The organism is Halopolyspora algeriensis (genome assembly GCF_003337235.1).
Taxonomy (GTDB): Bacteria; Actinomycetota; Actinomycetes; order Mycobacteriales; family Pseudonocardiaceae; genus Haloactinomyces; species Haloactinomyces algeriensis.
Genome location: NZ_QPJC01000021.1, coordinates 1 through 16,223 on the forward strand (window position 1 = coordinate 1; position 16,223 = coordinate 16,223).

Below are 16,223 nucleotides of genomic sequence, written 5' to 3' on the forward strand. Positions count from 1 at the left end.
GTGCGCGGGGCGCCGATGGCCGCCGGCGGCGGGCAGCAGCGGGGCGACGGTGCCGAACAGGAGCACGAGCGCCCGACCTGGCTGGTCGAGACCGAAGACGTGTTCACCAACGACATGCACCGCGTCGCCCCACCCGTACTCGGCGCCCTGCCCCACGAAGAACAAGGCCGCTGACCATGGGAGACAACCGGATCTCGATCGTCCCCGAGTCCGCCGCGTACCTGTGTGAACGCTTCGACACGCACCTGCACCCGCTGTTGCGGGTCGGTCGGATGCCGGGAGAGAGCGAGGACGAGCGCAGGCAGGCGAGCGAGGACGCCCGCAAGCAGCTCATGCAGCAGGGGCTGATCAGAACCGACGAGGTGCACCCGTTCCTCGACGATGCCTGGCACCTGCTGGCCCACCCGCCGCTGGCGGTGGGGCTGGCCGTGCAGTCCCGGGCGGGGGAGAACTTCAACGCGGTCCTGGTCGAGCAGGGCCGCAGCACCATCCAGGCGTATCAGGCCGACGGGCAGACCCCCGAGGAGCTGCTGGACATCGTGCTCAGCAGGCACGAGTACGGCGGTCCGGCCGGCAACGCGGTGAATCTGCTCGGCCGGCTCGAACCCGCCACCGGTGGTTCGGCGACCCTGCCCGCCGAACTCCTGGAGGAGGCGAGCAAACGCATGACGACCAACTCATCGGGAGGTATGCAGACCGCGCTGGCCTCGGCCGGGGTCCGGCAGGCGGACGCGCAGGTCCTGGCGAAGGCGTTCGGCGCACCACGCACCCTCGAGGGCGTGTTCACGGTCCGCTCCTACGACCGCAAGGTGCGCCGCACACACAAGCTGCCGGTCAAACTGCAGGTCTTCGTCACCGAGAACGGGAGCTACATGGCTCAGAAGCAACCGGGCGGTGACGGGCGCGAGTGGTTCACCCTCGCGCCCACCGACAGTCGCAAGGTGGCGGCGAAGCTGGAGGAGATGGTCAAGGCGCTGGCCGCGCCCGCGCGTCAGTAGAAGGAGTACTCCGGCAGTGGTTGGCCGGAGACCTTGCGCAGCGCGTGGGCGAGGCTGCCCAGCCACCACACGGTGAACCGCGCCGGGGTCTGCGGGTCGCTCCAGTCCGCTTGCTCGCCGACCTGTTCCGTGAGGGGAGGGCGGTCCGGGCCGAGCACACCGTGCTGCACGCCGTAGCCGATCCGCAGGTTCGTCAGCACCCAGAACCAGGACTCGACTTCCTCCGCGTAGTGCAACTCCAGCGGCTGCCCACGAGCGGGCATCGTGGACAGTGCCACATCGGCGTCCTCGCGCAGCCGGGTCATCAGGTCGGCCTCGCGCCACTGGTCCAGCGCGTCGTCACCGGTGGGACCGCACCAGTTGTCGCGCAGCGTGCGCAGGATCGCCGAGTTGAGCGGGGTGACCGGCAGCGGTATGCCCAGTATCTCGCACAGCGAGTCGTATTCGCGGTACTCGTCGATGCGGGACTGCACCATGCCCCGGTAGCGCGGCAGCGACACGCGCAACCAGTTGTGCATGATCGGGTCGAACTCCACGACCAGCGCATCGTCCACAAAGGAGCACCTGAACGCCATACCCGAATCTCCCTCGCCTCAGCCTGGAGGCTGATTGTCTCAGCCCTGCTGTAGCGATCAGTACCCGCACCGTGTCCGTGGATCATGGTTGGGTCTCGCCGTTCGGGTCGCTGCCTCCCTGGCTTCTCCGCTCCGTGAGCTCGGCGAAGGTGGACTACTGCTCTTGGTTGAAGACGTCGACGGTATGGGCGGCGACGGTCTGCAGACTGTGGTGGTGCTCAACCCATCGAGACAGCGCTACTCGGCGCGCTGTGTCCGGATGGTCCGTCAATGCCTTGTCCATGGCTTCGGACACGGCGGTGTCGTCCCATTCGACGGTCCAGCCCAGGTCGTTGTCACGAATGATCGAAGCCATCGGGCCGACTCCGGTATAGATGACGGGGGCGCCGGCGGACAGGCTCGAGAGGGCTTTCGTCGCGAACGCGAAGTCGTAGCCGACCCCGGGCTTCACCGAAGCCAGCGCGGCCGAGGCGGTGGCGAACTCGTCACTCAAGTGCTCCGCTGACTGTGGTGGACGAAACTCCACTTGCCCCGGAGCCAGGTCGGCGGCAAGGTCTTTCAGCATGGGCACGTCCACGCCCTGGCCGATCATCAACAGGGTGGCGTCGGGATGCTTGTCGGCAACCTTCGAAAAAGCGCGGACGAAGATTTCCGCGCCGTGGATCTCCGACATCGTTCCACCGTAAACCAGCTTTTTGGCCGGTACCTGCTCGTCGTTCGGGGCGAAGTCGAACCTTGTGGTGTCGATGCCCACGCCGACGACTGTGATGCGATCCTCGGGCACGCCCAGCGACAGCAGGTCCTTCTTCACGCCATCCGAGACGGCGATGGTGTGCCGAGCCCCGTTGAGCACCCAGCGCTCCAACAATTTCAGGACACGTACCACTGTGCGATTGACTCCGATGCCTTCCGCCGCCGTCGACACCACATCGGCGGAGTAATGGAAGTACGGGGTGCGTGTCAGTGCGCACACGATCCTGCTGACCACACCGGTGGTGGTCGGCGGTTCCACCACGACCGCGTCGCTTTTCGTGAACAGCAGTCGAAAGAACAGCGGTATGTCGTAGCTGAGGTATTGAACGTATCCGCGGACGTTTCCGCCCTTGTCGCGCAGTACCGGCCATCGCCGAACGTCGAGCCCGGCATCATCGATACGTGCGCCCTCGGGGGGAACGGTGGTCAGCACTCTGACGCGGTATCCCTGTGCCACCAACTCGTCAGCCAGGGCACCCAGGCGATAAGCAGCCGCGCCCGCCTCGGGGCGAAACAATCTGGAGACGATCGTGATTCGCTGGGACATCGGGTCAGGCGCTCCGCATGTCCACCGGTTGCCGGGCAGTGAGCAGCAGATCCTCGGCGGTGCGGAGGGTGTTGAGGCCCTCCTGCAGGGTCACCACATCGTAGGAGACGCCCAGCACGGCGTCCCGGAACTTCTCGTGCTCGACACGCAACGGTTCCCGCTTCTGGATCGCGAACCGGGTCACGTCGCCCTCGGCGACACCGCGGAAGTTCGCCACCGATTCCCACTCGGTGCTGATCACGGCATTGGCGTAGAAGGTGAGGTCGGCGGTGAGCGTGTCGGCGACGAACGCACCCTTCTCACCGGTCACCACGGTGACCCGTTCCTTCATCGGGGAAAGCCAGTTCACCAGGTGGTTGGTGATGGTGCCGTTGGCGAGCCTGCCGGTGGCGGCAACCATGTCCTCGTGTGCCCGCCCGGAGCGGGTGGTGACTTGGGCGGCCACGCTGGTGTACTCGGACTTGGCCAGCCACGCCGTCAGGTCGATGTCGTGCGTTGCGAGATCCTTGACCACACCGACGTCGGCGATCCGCGCCGGGAACGGTCCCTGCCTGCGGGTGGCGATCTGGTAGATGTCGTCGAGCTCGCCTGCGGCCATGCGCTCGCGCAGCGACTGCAGCGCCGGGTTGTAGCGTTCGATGTGGCCGACGGCGCCGATCAGGCCGTTCGCGGTGAATGCCTCGACCAGCCTGTTCCCGGCCTCGATGCTGTGCGCGATCGGTTTCTCGATCAGCGTGTGTATTCCCGCGTCGGCGAGCGCGAGACCGACCTCCTCGTGCATTCCGGTCGGTACCGTGCACACGGCCGTGTCGATGCCCGCGTCGATCAGTTCCGCCACGCTGCCGAGTACCGGCATCCCATCGGCGACCCCGTGCGGATCGCCGGCGGCGTCGGCGACCGCGGCCAACGTCAGTCCGTCGACCTCACGGATCACCCGCGCGTGGTGGCGCCCCATCATGCCGAGCCCGATCAGGCCGACTCGCAGTTCGGTCACGCTTATGCACCTGCCTTCGCCAGTGTGTTCACCGCGGTCACGATGCGCTCGCGGTCCTCATCGTCCAACGACGGATGCACCGGCAGCGACAGCACGGTGTTGCAGGCCTGCTCGGTGTTCGGCAGGTCCTCCTCCCGGGCGAAGGACGGCAGCCGGTGGTTCGGCACGGGGTAGTACACCCCGGAGCCGACCTGGTACTCCTCCTTCAACGCGGCGGCGAAACCGTCCCGGTCTTCGGGCACCGTGATCGTGTACTGGTGGTAGACGTGCACGGCCTTCTCGGCGACCGCGGGCACTCCGACGCCGTGCAGGTTCCGGTCGAGGAACTGCGCGTTGGCTCGCCGGGTCTTGGTCCACTCGCCGACCTTGGCCAGTTGTACTCGTCCGATCGCGGCGTGCAGATTGGTCATTCGCGCGTTGAAACCGACGAGTTCGTTCTCGTACTGGCGCTGCATGCCCTGGTTGCGCAGCAGCCTCAGCGCTTGTTCCGCCTCGGTGTCCCCGGTGGAGACCATGCCGCCCTCGCCGGAGGTCATGTTCTTCGTCGGATACAGGCTGAACATGGCGAAGGTGCCGAAGGTGCCGACCGGTTTGCCGTCGAGGCTCGCGCCGTGCGCCTGGGCGGCGTCCTCGTACAGGGCCAGCCCGTGCTGTTCGGCAAGCTGCTGTAGCGCCGGCATGTTCGCCGGGTGCCCGTAGAGGTGCACCGGCATGATCCCCTTGGTGCGCTCGGTGATCAGCCCGGCCACGTGCTTCGGGTCGAGGCAGTAGTGGGTGAGTTCGATGTCGGCGAAGACCGGGGTGGCACCGGTCAGCGCCACCGCGTTCGCCGTGGCGGCGAAGGTGAACGAGGGCACGATCACCTCGTCGCCGGGGCCGACTCCGGCGGCGAGCAACCCGAGGTGCAGCCCCGCGGTGCCCGAGTTGACCGCCACGGTCGGCCTGCCGTCCAGCAGCACCCGGCTGAACTCCTGCTCGAACTCGGTGACCTCGGCGCCCTGCGCCAGCATGCCGGAGCGGAGCACGCCGTCGACGGCGTCGCGTTCCGCGTCGCCGATGAGCGGCTTGGCGGCCGGGATGAAGTCCTTACTCACGAGGTGTCCTCGATGTCGATGAGGGAATGGCGACCTCACCTTATTCGCCGTCCCGGTGGATCTCAGCGGGGGCCGCAGCAATGCAACTTCACGGTTATGTGGCGCTCTCATGCAGTTGAAGCCCGGCTGGGCAACGCCCCGGCCGCAGCGGCGGTTACTGTGCGGTCCATGACTGGGACGACCGACGGTGGTGTGGACGGCACCGGGGTGGAAATCGAGCTCATCGGTCATCGCCGTTCGCTGCTGACCCGAGCCGACGCGCGCACGGACGCCGTGTCGCTGCCGGCCGCGCATCGCGGCCTGGTTTCCGCCACAGGTATCGCGGTGCAGGGGCTGGTACGGTTCGTCTACAGCCTGCTGGTCGGTCGCATGCTGCCGGCCGGCTTCCTGGCGGCCACGAACAGTGCGATCTCCACCGCATTGCTGGCGACCATGCTGTGGCCGGCTTCCCTTGGTGCGGCGGCGTCCAAGTTCGTGGCCAGGGAGGCCGGCGATGTCGAGCTCCGAGTGGCCCTGACGCATTATCTGGCCCGCCTGTCGTTGTTCACCTCCGCCGCGCTCGGCGCCGGTGCCGGACTGCTGACCTACTTCGTGCTCGCGCCGGGGCAGCTCACGACGGCGTTTTTCGTTGCGCTGCTGACCATCGGTTGGTCGGGTTACACGTTCGTCCGTGGTGCGCAGTACGCGACCGGGCGGGTGTTGCGGGCCACCGTGTGGGACGGGCTGTCCTTCGTGGTCGCGGTCGGCGGTCTCGTGCTGGTGCTCGTGCTCGATCTGCGTGCCTGGCTGCTGGCGCCGCTGACCGCGGGATATCTGCTGTACACCATCGCAGGCTGGCCCCGGGCCGCACGCGGACCGATCGGTTCGGAGTTGCGCGCCGAGATCAACCGGTTCGTGGCGTGGGGTGTGCTCGGTTCGTTGGCCACTGGCGGATTTCTGCAGCTGACCATGGTGCTCGCCGACCAGACCGGGGACGTGGTGAGTGCGGACGCCTACGCGGCGGCACTGACTCTGGCGACCCCGGCTTCGATGCTCGGTTCCGTGCTGAGCCTGTTGTTACTGCCCGCGCTGTCCGGTGCGGTGGGACGGGGTGATTTCGATGCCGTTCGGCGGCACACCGACGTGGTGTACCGGGGACTGATCACCACCGCTGGTGGGGTGTTCGGTGTTCTTGTGGTGGGCAGCAGGTTGATCGTGGAGCTGATCTGGCCGCGGCTTTCCGCGGCGGTGCCGGTACTGGAGGTGCTGCTCGTGGCCACCTTCCTACTCACCGTGTCCAACGTGACCAGCGAAGCCATCAGATCCTACAGCGAGCACGGAGCACGGGTGGTCGCGCTCATCCGCGGCACGGGATTCGTGGTTGGTCTCGGTGTCGCCGTGGCGCTCATTCCCGGCATGTCGGTCCTCGGTATAGCGTTCGGCTATCTGGTGGGAATGGGGATCACCTGTTGTCTGCCGGTGGTGCTGGTGTGGCGACGCGATCGGCACCGTTGGGGGACACTCATGCTGCGGGTGTTCGGAGGAGTTGTGATGGCAGGAGTGCTGGTGGGGCTCAGTTCCGCCACCGACGTTTCCGGATGGCTCGACGTCGCGATGATCGCGGTGTTCGCGCTCGGTTGGGCATTGCTGCACCGCGGCGATCTGGTGGCCGTGGCGCGTCGATCGGTACGCCGCGGGGCGGCAGGATGAGCCCCGCAGCGAGTGCACAGGTGTGGGTTTAGACTCCCCGGCCATGGCCGGTGGTGAGTGTCGTGCGCGGATTCTCTGTATCTCCTTTTCGGATATCAATCGTGATTCTCGAGTGCTTCGCCAGCTGGACGTGCTCGCCGAACTCGGCGACGTGACCACCATCGGATACGGCGACAAGCCCCAGGCGGCAACCGAACACCTGGAGATCGACGCCGGTCTGCCCTCACTGCCGCAGACGTCCGCCGGGATCGCGCTGCTCGCGTCGCGCCGTTTCGACCGGGTCGAGTTCATGGCACCCGCCGTTCGCGCCGCGCTCGATCTTCTCGAGGGCAGGCGGTTCGATGTGGTGGTGGCCAATGAGGCGCGCGCGATGGCGCTCGGCCACCACGTCGCCCAGGGAGCGCCGGTCGTCGCCGATATGCACGAGTGGGCGCCGGAGGAACGTGCCCACGTGCGGTCGTGGCGGCTGCTGGTGAAACCGTTCATGACTCACCAGTGCCGCAAGTATTTGCCGAAGATGACCGCAGTGACCGCGGTGAACGACTCGATCGGCGGGCTCTACCGGGACCGGTTCGGCGTACACCCCCACACCGTGCGCAACGCGGGCGCGTTCCGTGAGCTGGAGCCGGGCGAGGTTCGCGAGGGCCGCATTCGACTGGTACACAGCGGTGGCGCGGTACCCGGCCGCAATCTCGAGACGCTCATCGAGGCGGTGCGCGAACTCGACTCGACCTACACCCTCGACCTGTATCTCGTACCGGGCCGTGATGATGGCCGGTACTTGAACAGCATTCGCGCACTGATTGCCGGCGATCCCCGCATCTCTCTGCATCCTCCGGTCAGTCCGGGTGAACTGGTGGACACGTTGAACCAGTACGACGTGGGAATCTTCAGCCTGCCGCCGCTCACACCGAATCACCGGTTTATGTTGCCCAACAAGATCTTCGATTTCGTGCAGGCACGGCTGGCGGTGGTGTTCGGGTCCGCACCGGAGACCGACCGACTGATCTCGGAACACGAGTTGGGTGCGATCGCTGCCGATGCCTCTGCGCAGGCCATGCGTGACACCCTCGCAGCGCTGGATGAACAGCAGGTACGCACCTTCAAACAGAACGCGGACAAGGCGGCCGAGGTACTGAACTCGGCCGAGGACTCCGCCGTGATCCGGACAGTCGTGGGAAACCTGTTGCCGGGGTGACCCTTGACTGCGGTCACGACCATGCACGGAGTTGCCTGATCGCACAATCCTTGCCTACCGAGGTGGGAAACCGTTTCCGGAACTTCCGAAGGGATGTCATGTCTCTGGTACGCCTGGCGCGCAGCTCGGCATCGGAGGGATCCGCACTGGACGGAGACGGTCGGCGTAGACGGCGGACGATGGTGCTGCTCGCACACGCCGGCTGGATCGGTGTGCTCTCGTTTGCGGTGACCTACCGGGTAGGCCGCTTCGGCTTCACACCGACCGACCAGGGCTTCATCCTCGGCACGAGCTGGCGGTTGCTGCACGGCGAGATCCCACATCAGGACATCATCTCGGCACGGCCACTGGGTTCCCCGCTGCTGCACACCCTCGACTTTCTGCTGCCGGGGCCGCTGTTTTTCATGTCCAGGCTGGTGTCCATGGTGGAGATCACCTTGTTCACGATCGCGCTTGCGGCTCTGGTTACCCGGCGCTCGCTACTCCGGTGGGGGCCACTGCTGACTGGTCTTGTTGCCGCGGCAAGCCTGGTCAACCTGCACACCCACGGTCTGACCGCGTGGCACACCGTGGACGGGTTGATGCTCACCGCTTGCGGCCTGTGGGCGGTCGACACCGGGTTGCGCGCCGGGCGGCCGTGGCATTACCGGGCTGGCCTGGTAATGCTCGGCATGGCCGCGTTGACGAAGCAGAGCTTCATGCTCGCCGCGCCGATCGGGATGGCCATGGTGCTGCTGCACCCGGCCGTGCATAGCGACCGTGCCAGCATCGGGGGCCGGTGGCTTCACAGGCTCGGTGATCTGCTGATTTTGTGCCTCCCGGGGCTGCTGTACATCGGTGTGGTCACGGTCGCGGGCGGCCTCCCCGAGCTCATCGCGCAGCTCACCGGCGCGGAACCGACCTACGCACAACGCCTGTTCGAGCTGTCGGCCATCGCGCCGAACCCGCTGTATCCGATGCTCATCGGCTCCGGACTGCTGATTGTGGCTCGTCTGCTCACTTTCCGCATCGGCGTCCCGATGCACATCGCCGAGCTCGGGATCGTGTTGGCCTTCGGAGTGCTCGTGGTTCGGCTGCTCGTGGACGGCGAGTTGGCCAGGGCGGGCGACTGGGGGATCGAACTGTTCTGGCTGCTCGTGCTGGCCTGCGTGGTGGACACGGTGTGCCGCAGACGGTTGCCGTGGCGTGCGTTGCTCGTCGTGCTGCTAGCTTGGATGAGCAGTTTGTCCTGGGGTTACGACTCGCCGACTTTCCTCGGTGGCACGTTGGCTCTGACCGCCCTGTACTTGCTAGGTGGCGATTCGTTTCGTCTGCTCGGTACCGTACTGGAGCGGCGAGGTCATGTCGGCTGGACCGTGTCTGCGGGGGCACTCGGGATGGTGGCGGTGTTGCTGTCCGGAATGCTGCTGACTCGGTCACATGATGCATCGCCTTATCGTGACCGCCCGCAGGGACAGCTCGTAGCAGACCTCGGTGGGGTTGACTCGAGTCTGCGGGGCATCCGCACCAATGTGGACACCTATACCTACATCGAGCAGATCGGAAATTGCGTGCGGCGCTATCCGGCGAGAAAGGTGGCGGTGTTGCCCGACAATGCGTTCGCCTACCCGGCTTTTGGCCTGCACAACCCGTTTCCGATGGACTGGCCACGACCACTCGAGCTGGTTGCGGATGCCCGCGAGCGAATGTTGACCACCGCGGAGCTCTTGAACCGGGAAGGCGACTACCTGGTGTTGTTCCAGACCGTGGACGCACGAATCAAGCTGGGGAAGGACGCGTCGGTGCCGGGATCGGTGCCCGCGGACACCGAGATCATCGACTATGCCGGTCTCGAAAAAGAGATCAAGTCCCGGCTGACCGGACAGCTCATTACCTGCGGCAGCTTCCTCGGTGTCTGGTCACCGTCGTTGTGACCGCACCTGCCATTGTGCTGCGACCCTTCCGCACGACCGCTGCGTTCAGCCTGGCGCGCCGGACTCGGTGAGCGTTCCGTCGACCTCGGTGTAGGTCTGTCCGGTCATGGGACAGACCCAGTGTTGCCCCTCCTCGCGCAGCGGCGCTCCGGCCTTGCCGACCCAGCCGACCCGACGCGCTGGCACCCCGGCCACCAGAGCGAAGTCCGGCACGTCCTTGGACACCACGGCTCCCGCGGCCACGGTCGCCCACGCGCCGATCCGAACCGGCGCGACACACACCGCTCGAGCGCCGATCGAGGCGCCCTCGGCGATGGTGACGCCGACGGCTTCCCAGTCCGAGGCGCTCTTCAACGTGCCGTCCGGGTTGATCGCTCTGGGGTAGGTGTCGTTCGTCAGCACCACGGCGGGCCCGATGAACACGCCCGCGGCGAGTTCGGCGGGCTCGTAGACCAGCGCGTGGTTCTGGATCTTGCAGTTGTCCCCCATGCGGACTCCGGTGCCGACGTAGGCACCGCGGCCGACGATGCAGTTCTCGCCGAGCTCGGCGTCCTCCCGGACCTGCGCCAGGTGCCAGACTTTGGATCCCTCGCCGAGCTTCGCGGTCTGCGCCACGTCGGCTCCGTCAGCGACGAACGACATGCTCCTCATTTCTCCAGGCTGTGCTGTATCTCAGGCCTTGCCGATCACCCGGTAGTCGACACCCGGCCAGCGGTCGGCGGAACTGACCCGCCGACCGTCGACGAAGGTGCTGATGCCCGGCAGATCGTTCGGTCCGAGCTCGGCGTATTCACGGTGATCGGCCTGCACCACGGCGGCGTTCACCTTGTCGCCGAGGTGGTAGGGCTCGAAACCGAGCGCTCGGAGTTCCTCGTCGGTGTACATCGGATCGTGCACCAGGGCCGTCGCGCCGCGGGAGCGCAGCGCCTCCACCGCGGCGAACACCCCGGAAAACGCGGTCTCCTTGACCCCGCCCCGGTAGGCCGCACCGAGCACGACCACCCGCGCGCCGGTCAGGTCGCCGTGCGCACCTTCCAGCAGCCCCATGGTGAAGTCGGGCATGCCCGCGTTAGCCTCCCTGGCCGCTCGCACGACACTGGCCTCGGGATCGTTCCACAAGTACAGCCGCGGATACACCGGGATGCAGTGCCCGCCGACGGCGATGCCCGGCTGGTGGATGTGGCTGTAGGGCTGGGAGTTCGACGCCTCGATGACCTGGTAGACGTCGATGCCCGCGGTCGTGGCGTAGCGCGCGAACTGGTTCGCCAACCCGATGTTGACGTCCCGGTACGTGGTCTCGGCGAGTTTGGCCAGTTCACTCGCCTCCACCGAGCCGAGGTCCCACACGCCGTTCGGGCGAGCCAGATCGGAACGCTCGTCGAAGTCCAGCACGGCCTCGTAGAACTCGACGGCTCGCGCGGCACCCGCCTCGGACAACCCGCCGATGAGCTTCGGATACTTGCGCAGATCCTCGAACACCCGGCCGGTGAGCACCCGCTCCGGGGAGAACACCAGGTGGAAGTCGGTCCCCTCGACCAACCCGGAATTCTTCTCCAGCACGGGTTTCCACCGGTTGCGCGTGGTACCGACCGGCAGCGTGGTCTCGTAGGAGACCAGAGTGCCCGCGGTCAGGTGCCGCCCCAGCTCCTCGGTCGCGGAGTCCATCCAGGCGAAGTCGGGTCGTGCCTCGTCGTCCACGAACAGCGGCACGACCAGGACCACCGCGTCGGCACCGGGAATCGCCTCCGCGTAGTCGGTGGTGGCGCGCAGGGCCCCCGCGGGGACGAGCTCGCCGAGCTTGTCCTGCAGGTGCTTCTCACCCGGAAACGGTTCGACCGCGCGGTTGACCTGCTCGACGATCTCGGCGTTCACGTCGACACCGATGACCTCGTGACCCTTCGAGGCGTACTGCACGGCGAGCGGAAGGCCGATCTTCCCCAGGGCGATGACAGCGATCTTCACCGAGACAGTCCTCTTTCGGTGGTACAGCAGTGGCGCGCGATATGTCGGCTGCAGCCTAACGTGACCGAGACGGGCGGACATCCTCACCCTTGCCCACTCCACGGCCCCGGCGCCGTCCGGAGCCGAGTCGCCTCCCTCACCCGGACGGCAGAGTGACGTGGTGGGGTCGGCTCGACCACGCCGAGCCCTCGACTTCCGGTCGGTACACTCCCCGCCATGCGCGTTCTTGTGACCGGGGGTGCGGGCTTCATCGGCTCGAACCTGGTGGACCTGCTGCTCGAAAACGGTCACGAGGTGCACGTCGTCGACGACTTCAGCCGCGGCCGGGAGGAGAACCTCACCACACCCGGTGGAAAACTGGGGTGTCCCGTGCACCGGGTCGACGTGTGCTCGGACGAGCTGGCGGACGTGGTGTCCGAAGTGCACCCCGAGGTCGTGTTCCATCTGGCCGCCCAGATCGACGTTCGTGTCAGCGTGGCCGACCCCCTCGGCGACGCCACCCGGAATGTGCTCGGCACGCTCAACGTGGCCGAGGCCGCCCGCCGTGCCGGAACGCGCAAGATCGTGTTCACCTCCTCCGGAGGCTCCATCTACGGCGTGCCCGAGCACCTGCCGGTCGACGAGCAGGCCCCGCTGTGCCCGCAGTCGCCGTACGCGGCCTCGAAGATCTCCGGCGAGATCTACCTGGACACCTACCGGCGCCTGCACGGGCTGGACTGCACCCACCTGGCCCTGGCCAACGTCTACGGGCCCAGGCAGGACCCGCACGGCGAAGCCGGAGTCGTGGCCATCTTCGCCGGTGCCCTGCTGGAAGGCCGCCCGACCACCGTGTTCGGCGACGGCGGCAACACCCGCGACTACGTCTACGTCGGAGACGTCGCCCGCGCATTCCTCGCCGCGGCCGGACAACACGGCAGCGGATGCCGCTACAACATCGGAACCGGCGTGCAGACCTCCGACCGCGAGCTGCACACCCTGGCCGCCGCCGCGGCCGGCGCCACCGACGACCCCGCATACGCCCCTGCCAGGCCCGGCGACGTGCGATTCTCCGCCCTGGACGCCGACGCGGCAGCCCGAGACCTCGGCTGGAAACCCGAAATCACCGTCGCCGACGGTGTTGCACGCACCGTCGAGTACTTCCGCACCCGCAGCTGAAGGCAAGCCTTCCGGAACGCGAGTCCCGAGAGGAGCCCTCAGCCGTCATCGGACCCGCATTCCCGGCCAGCTGCGGCGGTGTGCTCGGGAACCCGGCTGTCGCGCAGGGCGATGGCACGGGCGAGCTGGGCATACCGCCCCTCGAGCTCTTTGAACCGCAGGTAGGTGTTGATCGAGGTGAAGGCGAACCCGACCGCGATGACGTAGATGAGCAGGTCGGTCCCGCGGCCGACCCCGAGGAACTGCGCGAGCACGGAGACGGTGTCCGGACGCAGCACCGCGAACACGCTGAAGACCACGAAGAGGACGAAACCGACCTTGACCCAGGCCGCCGTGCGACTCGTGCCGTGATGCCGCAGGAACAGCACGAGCAGCAGCACGACACCGAGGATCAGGATGTACTGGATGAGCACTGTTACCGCCTGAAGCTCGTTCTGAGGAGGCTCTCGAACAGGATGTTCACGCCGTTGAGAAGTGACTGGCCCTTGGCCATGGAGTACTCGGTGTAGGCGATCGTCACCGGGCTCTCCGTGACTCGCCAGCCGTACCGGCGCACCATCGCGATGATCTCCGAAGCGTGCCCCATGCCGTTGTGGGTGATGGTGAACTGCTCGCCCACGGTCCGGTTGAACGCGCGCAATCCGTTGTGGGCATCGCTGAGCTGCAGCGTGCGCAACTGCGGGCTCAGGGCGACGATCGTGCGCAGCAGAAGCCGTTTGGTCCACGGAATATGGCTCGTGTCGCCGTGGAACCGCGTGCCGACGATGATGTCGGCTTCGTCCGCGCGCAGCTTGTCGATCATTCGCTCCACGTCGGCAACCTGGTGCTGCCCGTCGGAGTCGAAAGTGACGAAGTAGTTCGCGCCGGGCCGGCTGCGCGCGTACTCGACCCCGGTCTGCAGCGCCGCCCCCTGACCGAGGTTGACCGGGTGCCGCACCAGGTGGGCTCCGCTGTTCAGCGCGATCCTCGCCGAATCGTCCCGGCTGCCGTCGTCGACGCAGACGATGTTCGGGAACGTCTGCAGCGCCTCGCTCACAACCTCTCCGAGCACTTCGGCCTCGTTGTACACCGGCACGACCAGCCACGTGTCACTGTAAGACATCGCAACTCCTAAGCACCGCTGCGCGGCTCGGGGGTGTGGGACGCCAGCTCGGGATCGCACGCCGTGATCCGGTACAGCCTCAAGGGGCCTTGCTGCTCCACGAGTTCGAAACCGGCGGACTTCGAAAGGTCGGTCAGTCCGGGATAGCTGTCGTTCCCCGGGTTGCTGAGCCAGTATTGTGATGTTCCCTCGATGGCATAGCGCACATTGAGCTTGCTCATCAGCCTGCACACTTTGGGGTCGGTCGCGGCCTCGTTGAGATGCTCGGCGAGGTACTCGTTCCCGGAGCTCGGATTGAGGTGCGGGAACAGCACGTGTGTACCGGTGAGAGCCCATAGCATCGCGCTGCCGTCCCACGGATCACCGGCAACCACCGCATCGTCCGGAACCACACGATCGACCCGGGAATAGAATTCCTGTTCGGAGGATTCGACCAATGTTTCTGCTGAGCTCCCGACTGCACGGTATGTCATCCTGAGACTCTCGACCGCCCAATTCTGGTACCAGGTCGTGGTCACCACGAGCAGCAGTGCACCGAGTGCTCCGGTGAGGGCAGGAACAGAAATCAGACGAGTGTTTCGCATCCGGCTCGGTAGCTCCCGGGTGTGTGCCCACTCGCGTAGTTTCGCGGCCGTTCCGATCACCCCGCCCACGGCGAGGAGCACACCGGTGATCGGCAGCATGGCGGCCAGCCGGTGCGAGTCGTTGTACCAGAACCCGGTGAAGATGTGGGTGGTCGATGTCTGGACTGCCGCGGCCATTACGAACAGCGCCGCGAGGCCCACGTGCGCGAACGGCAGCCACAGCGTGATGCGGCTGCGGAACGCGAAGAACATGCCCGCCACCACGGCTGCCGAGAGCAGCCACAACGCGTCACGCCCGTTCGTGGCATTGAGCAGGACCTCGCCCACGGCAGCCGTGATCGACTGGAACGGTTGCCATCTATCGTAGTTCTTGACGGACGTGATCCTCGACAGTGAATGCACGAACACCCAGGACGCCACCGCCAGCGCCAACACGGCGGCACCGCCGAGCAGTCCCCGGGTCGTCCGGCCGGCCCGGTGCTGCCCGTGCATCCAGCTCACCAGCGCGTGGCAGCCCGGCAGCAACAGCAGCGCGGCGATGCTGAACGTCGCGTTCGGCTGGGCGAGGCCTGTGGCGACCAGAGTCGTCCCGAACAGCACCCACGCCGCCGTGCGATTCAGCAGACCCTGTGTGGTCATGCCGAGAATCGACAGCCCCGCGCCGACGCCGATGGGCACCAGGGCGAAGCTCAGCGCGTTCGGCCACAGCACGCCGAAGTGGAGCAATCCCCAGGGGAAGGCCGCAAAGGCGACCGAGGCCGTGCCGGTGATCGCCAGAGCGGGGATCGACGGCCCGAAGATTTGCCTGCTCAGAAACAGGCAGGCCAGCGGCCACATGAACACGGCGATCGCAGCGGTTGTCATGTTGGCCGCGACCGGCAGCGGGGCAGCACTGCTCAGCACGGCCAGGGAGGTGATGTCGTGCCAGGCGGCCGGGTAGAAGCTGGACCCGAAGCTCCCGAGGGCCAGCGAGGACGCATTGCCCGACTCCAGGACCCAGCGCAGCGCGTTGTAGTGGAACACGGCATCGTAGGTCTGGGACAGGTTCGCCGGGGTGCGGAAGCCCTGCACGATGATGGACAAGCCGATGGCCAACGCCGGCAGTAGCCCCAGCCAGCCAGCCAGCCGCACCTTCACCTGGTCCGGCCGTACCGCCGGGGAGAACCCGCGCCCGAACGCGAGCCGGACCAGCAGGAAGGCGGCGGCGGGAACGAGCGCGGCGGCGCCCGCCGCGCTCGCCGACCAGGCGATGCCGAGCTTGCCGAAGACGATGGCGGACACGGCGATCACGGCCGTGGAGAAGACCGGGGCCACCGTCCAGGCAGCGAGCCCGCGCAGCCCGAGCGCGTAACTGCTCAGCACACCCGGCACCAGCAACCACGCTACGGCTGCGACCAGCGCCGGGACGGCGTCGAGCCAGCTCATCACGCAAGGACCTTTCCGAGGAGGGCGGTGGGTGCTCGGGTGTCTTTCAGCAGGCGGGCCCCTCGCCGCAGCACACGTGATCACGGGGTTCCCGCTGCTCCCCACTGTTGCGGGAATCGTCCCGAACGGCGAAAAGATTACATCACTGCTCTCCGCGCGTGCGGGGCTGATGTCGAGACTGGTCCGATATTTCACCGCATCGTTATTGATCCACGGATACCGTGGATACGGTGT

Annotated in this window: 14 protein-coding genes; 5 read left to right on the forward strand and 9 right to left on the reverse strand. The window is 66.8% G+C overall.

Annotated features, from left to right (window positions below; genetic code table 11):
• Positions 1-176 precede the first annotated feature (176 nt).
• A complete protein-coding gene (locus DFQ14_RS20645) occupies positions 177-998 on the forward strand; it encodes an ESX secretion-associated protein EspG (protein ID WP_114455003.1) in 822 nt (273 codons plus the stop codon).
• On the opposite strand, the gene DFQ14_RS20650 is transcribed toward DFQ14_RS20645, so the two are convergent.
• The 4 genes from DFQ14_RS20650 to DFQ14_RS20665 form a co-directional block, all read right to left on the reverse strand.
• On the reverse strand, positions 992-1,573 hold the full coding sequence (locus DFQ14_RS20650; RefSeq protein WP_114455004.1) for a DUF2017 family protein: 582 nt from the start codon (positions 1,571-1,573) through the stop codon (positions 992-994). The genes DFQ14_RS20645 and DFQ14_RS20650 overlap by 7 nt on opposite strands.
• A 154-nt stretch (positions 1,574-1,727) precedes the next feature.
• On the reverse strand, positions 1,728-2,873 hold the full coding sequence (locus tag DFQ14_RS20655) for a glycosyltransferase family 4 protein (protein WP_114455005.1): 1,146 nt from the start codon (positions 2,871-2,873) through the stop codon (positions 1,728-1,730).
• Positions 2,874-2,877: 4 nt separating this feature from the next.
• Positions 2,878-3,873, reverse strand: coding sequence for a Gfo/Idh/MocA family protein (locus DFQ14_RS20660; protein WP_114455006.1), 996 nt, complete (start codon positions 3,871-3,873; stop codon positions 2,878-2,880).
• A complete protein-coding gene (locus DFQ14_RS20665) occupies positions 3,870-4,961 on the reverse strand; it encodes a DegT/DnrJ/EryC1/StrS family aminotransferase (RefSeq protein ID WP_114455007.1) in 1,092 nt (363 codons plus the stop codon). The genes DFQ14_RS20660 and DFQ14_RS20665 overlap by 4 nt, the downstream gene beginning before the upstream one ends.
• Positions 4,962-5,129: 168 nt before the next feature.
• Here DFQ14_RS20665 and DFQ14_RS20670 point away from each other — a divergent pair, with 168 nt between their 5' ends.
• The 3 genes from DFQ14_RS20670 to DFQ14_RS20680 all read left to right on the forward strand — a co-directional run bounded on the left by DFQ14_RS20670 (position 5,130) and on the right by DFQ14_RS20680 (position 9,761).
• Positions 5,130-6,650, forward strand: a complete 1,521-nt coding sequence (locus DFQ14_RS20670) for a hypothetical protein (protein ID WP_114455008.1) — start codon at positions 5,130-5,132, stop codon at positions 6,648-6,650.
• Between the two features lie 112 nt (positions 6,651-6,762).
• On the forward strand, positions 6,763-7,848 hold the full coding sequence (locus DFQ14_RS20675) for a glycosyltransferase (protein ID WP_338072640.1): 1,086 nt from the start codon (positions 6,763-6,765) through the stop codon (positions 7,846-7,848).
• Between the two features lie 179 nt (positions 7,849-8,027).
• Positions 8,028-9,761 carry a hypothetical protein gene (locus DFQ14_RS20680; protein WP_257233774.1) on the forward strand — a complete coding sequence of 578 codons (1,734 nt, stop codon included), beginning with the start codon at positions 8,028-8,030 and terminating at the stop codon, positions 9,759-9,761.
• Between the two features lie 45 nt (positions 9,762-9,806).
• Here the strand turns inward: DFQ14_RS20680 and DFQ14_RS20685 are convergent, their stop codons facing one another.
• Positions 9,807-10,403 carry an acyltransferase gene (locus tag DFQ14_RS20685; protein ID WP_114455010.1) on the reverse strand — a complete coding sequence of 199 codons (597 nt, stop codon included), beginning with the start codon at positions 10,401-10,403 and terminating at the stop codon, positions 9,807-9,809.
• A 30-nt stretch (positions 10,404-10,433) separates the two neighbouring features.
• Complete coding sequence (locus tag DFQ14_RS20690) at positions 10,434-11,723, reverse strand: nucleotide sugar dehydrogenase (protein WP_114455011.1); 1,290 nt, start codon at positions 11,721-11,723, stop codon at positions 10,434-10,436.
• Positions 11,724-11,939: 216 nt separating this feature from the next.
• Here DFQ14_RS20690 and DFQ14_RS20695 point away from each other — a divergent pair, with 216 nt between their 5' ends.
• Entirely contained in the window at positions 11,940-12,878 is a 939-nt protein-coding gene (locus tag DFQ14_RS20695; protein WP_114455012.1) for an NAD-dependent epimerase/dehydratase family protein, read from the forward strand.
• A gap of 38 nt (positions 12,879-12,916) precedes the next feature.
• Here DFQ14_RS20695 and DFQ14_RS20700 read toward each other — a convergent pair whose 3' ends face one another.
• The 3 genes from DFQ14_RS20700 to DFQ14_RS20710 are packed head-to-tail and all read right to left on the reverse strand — an operon-like array spanning position 12,917 to position 15,989.
• Positions 12,917-13,291, reverse strand: coding sequence for a DUF2304 domain-containing protein (locus DFQ14_RS20700; protein ID WP_114455013.1), 375 nt, complete (start codon positions 13,289-13,291; stop codon positions 12,917-12,919).
• Between the two features lie 2 nt (positions 13,292-13,293).
• A complete protein-coding gene (locus DFQ14_RS20705; RefSeq protein ID WP_114455014.1) occupies positions 13,294-13,980 on the reverse strand; it encodes a glycosyltransferase family 2 protein in 687 nt (228 codons plus the stop codon).
• An 8-nt stretch (positions 13,981-13,988) separates the two neighbouring features.
• The gene (locus DFQ14_RS20710) at positions 13,989-15,989 is read right to left on the reverse strand and encodes a DUF6541 family protein (protein ID WP_114455015.1); all 2,001 of its coding nucleotides are present in this window, start codon (positions 15,987-15,989) and stop codon (positions 13,989-13,991) included.
• Positions 15,990-16,223 lie beyond the last annotated feature (234 nt).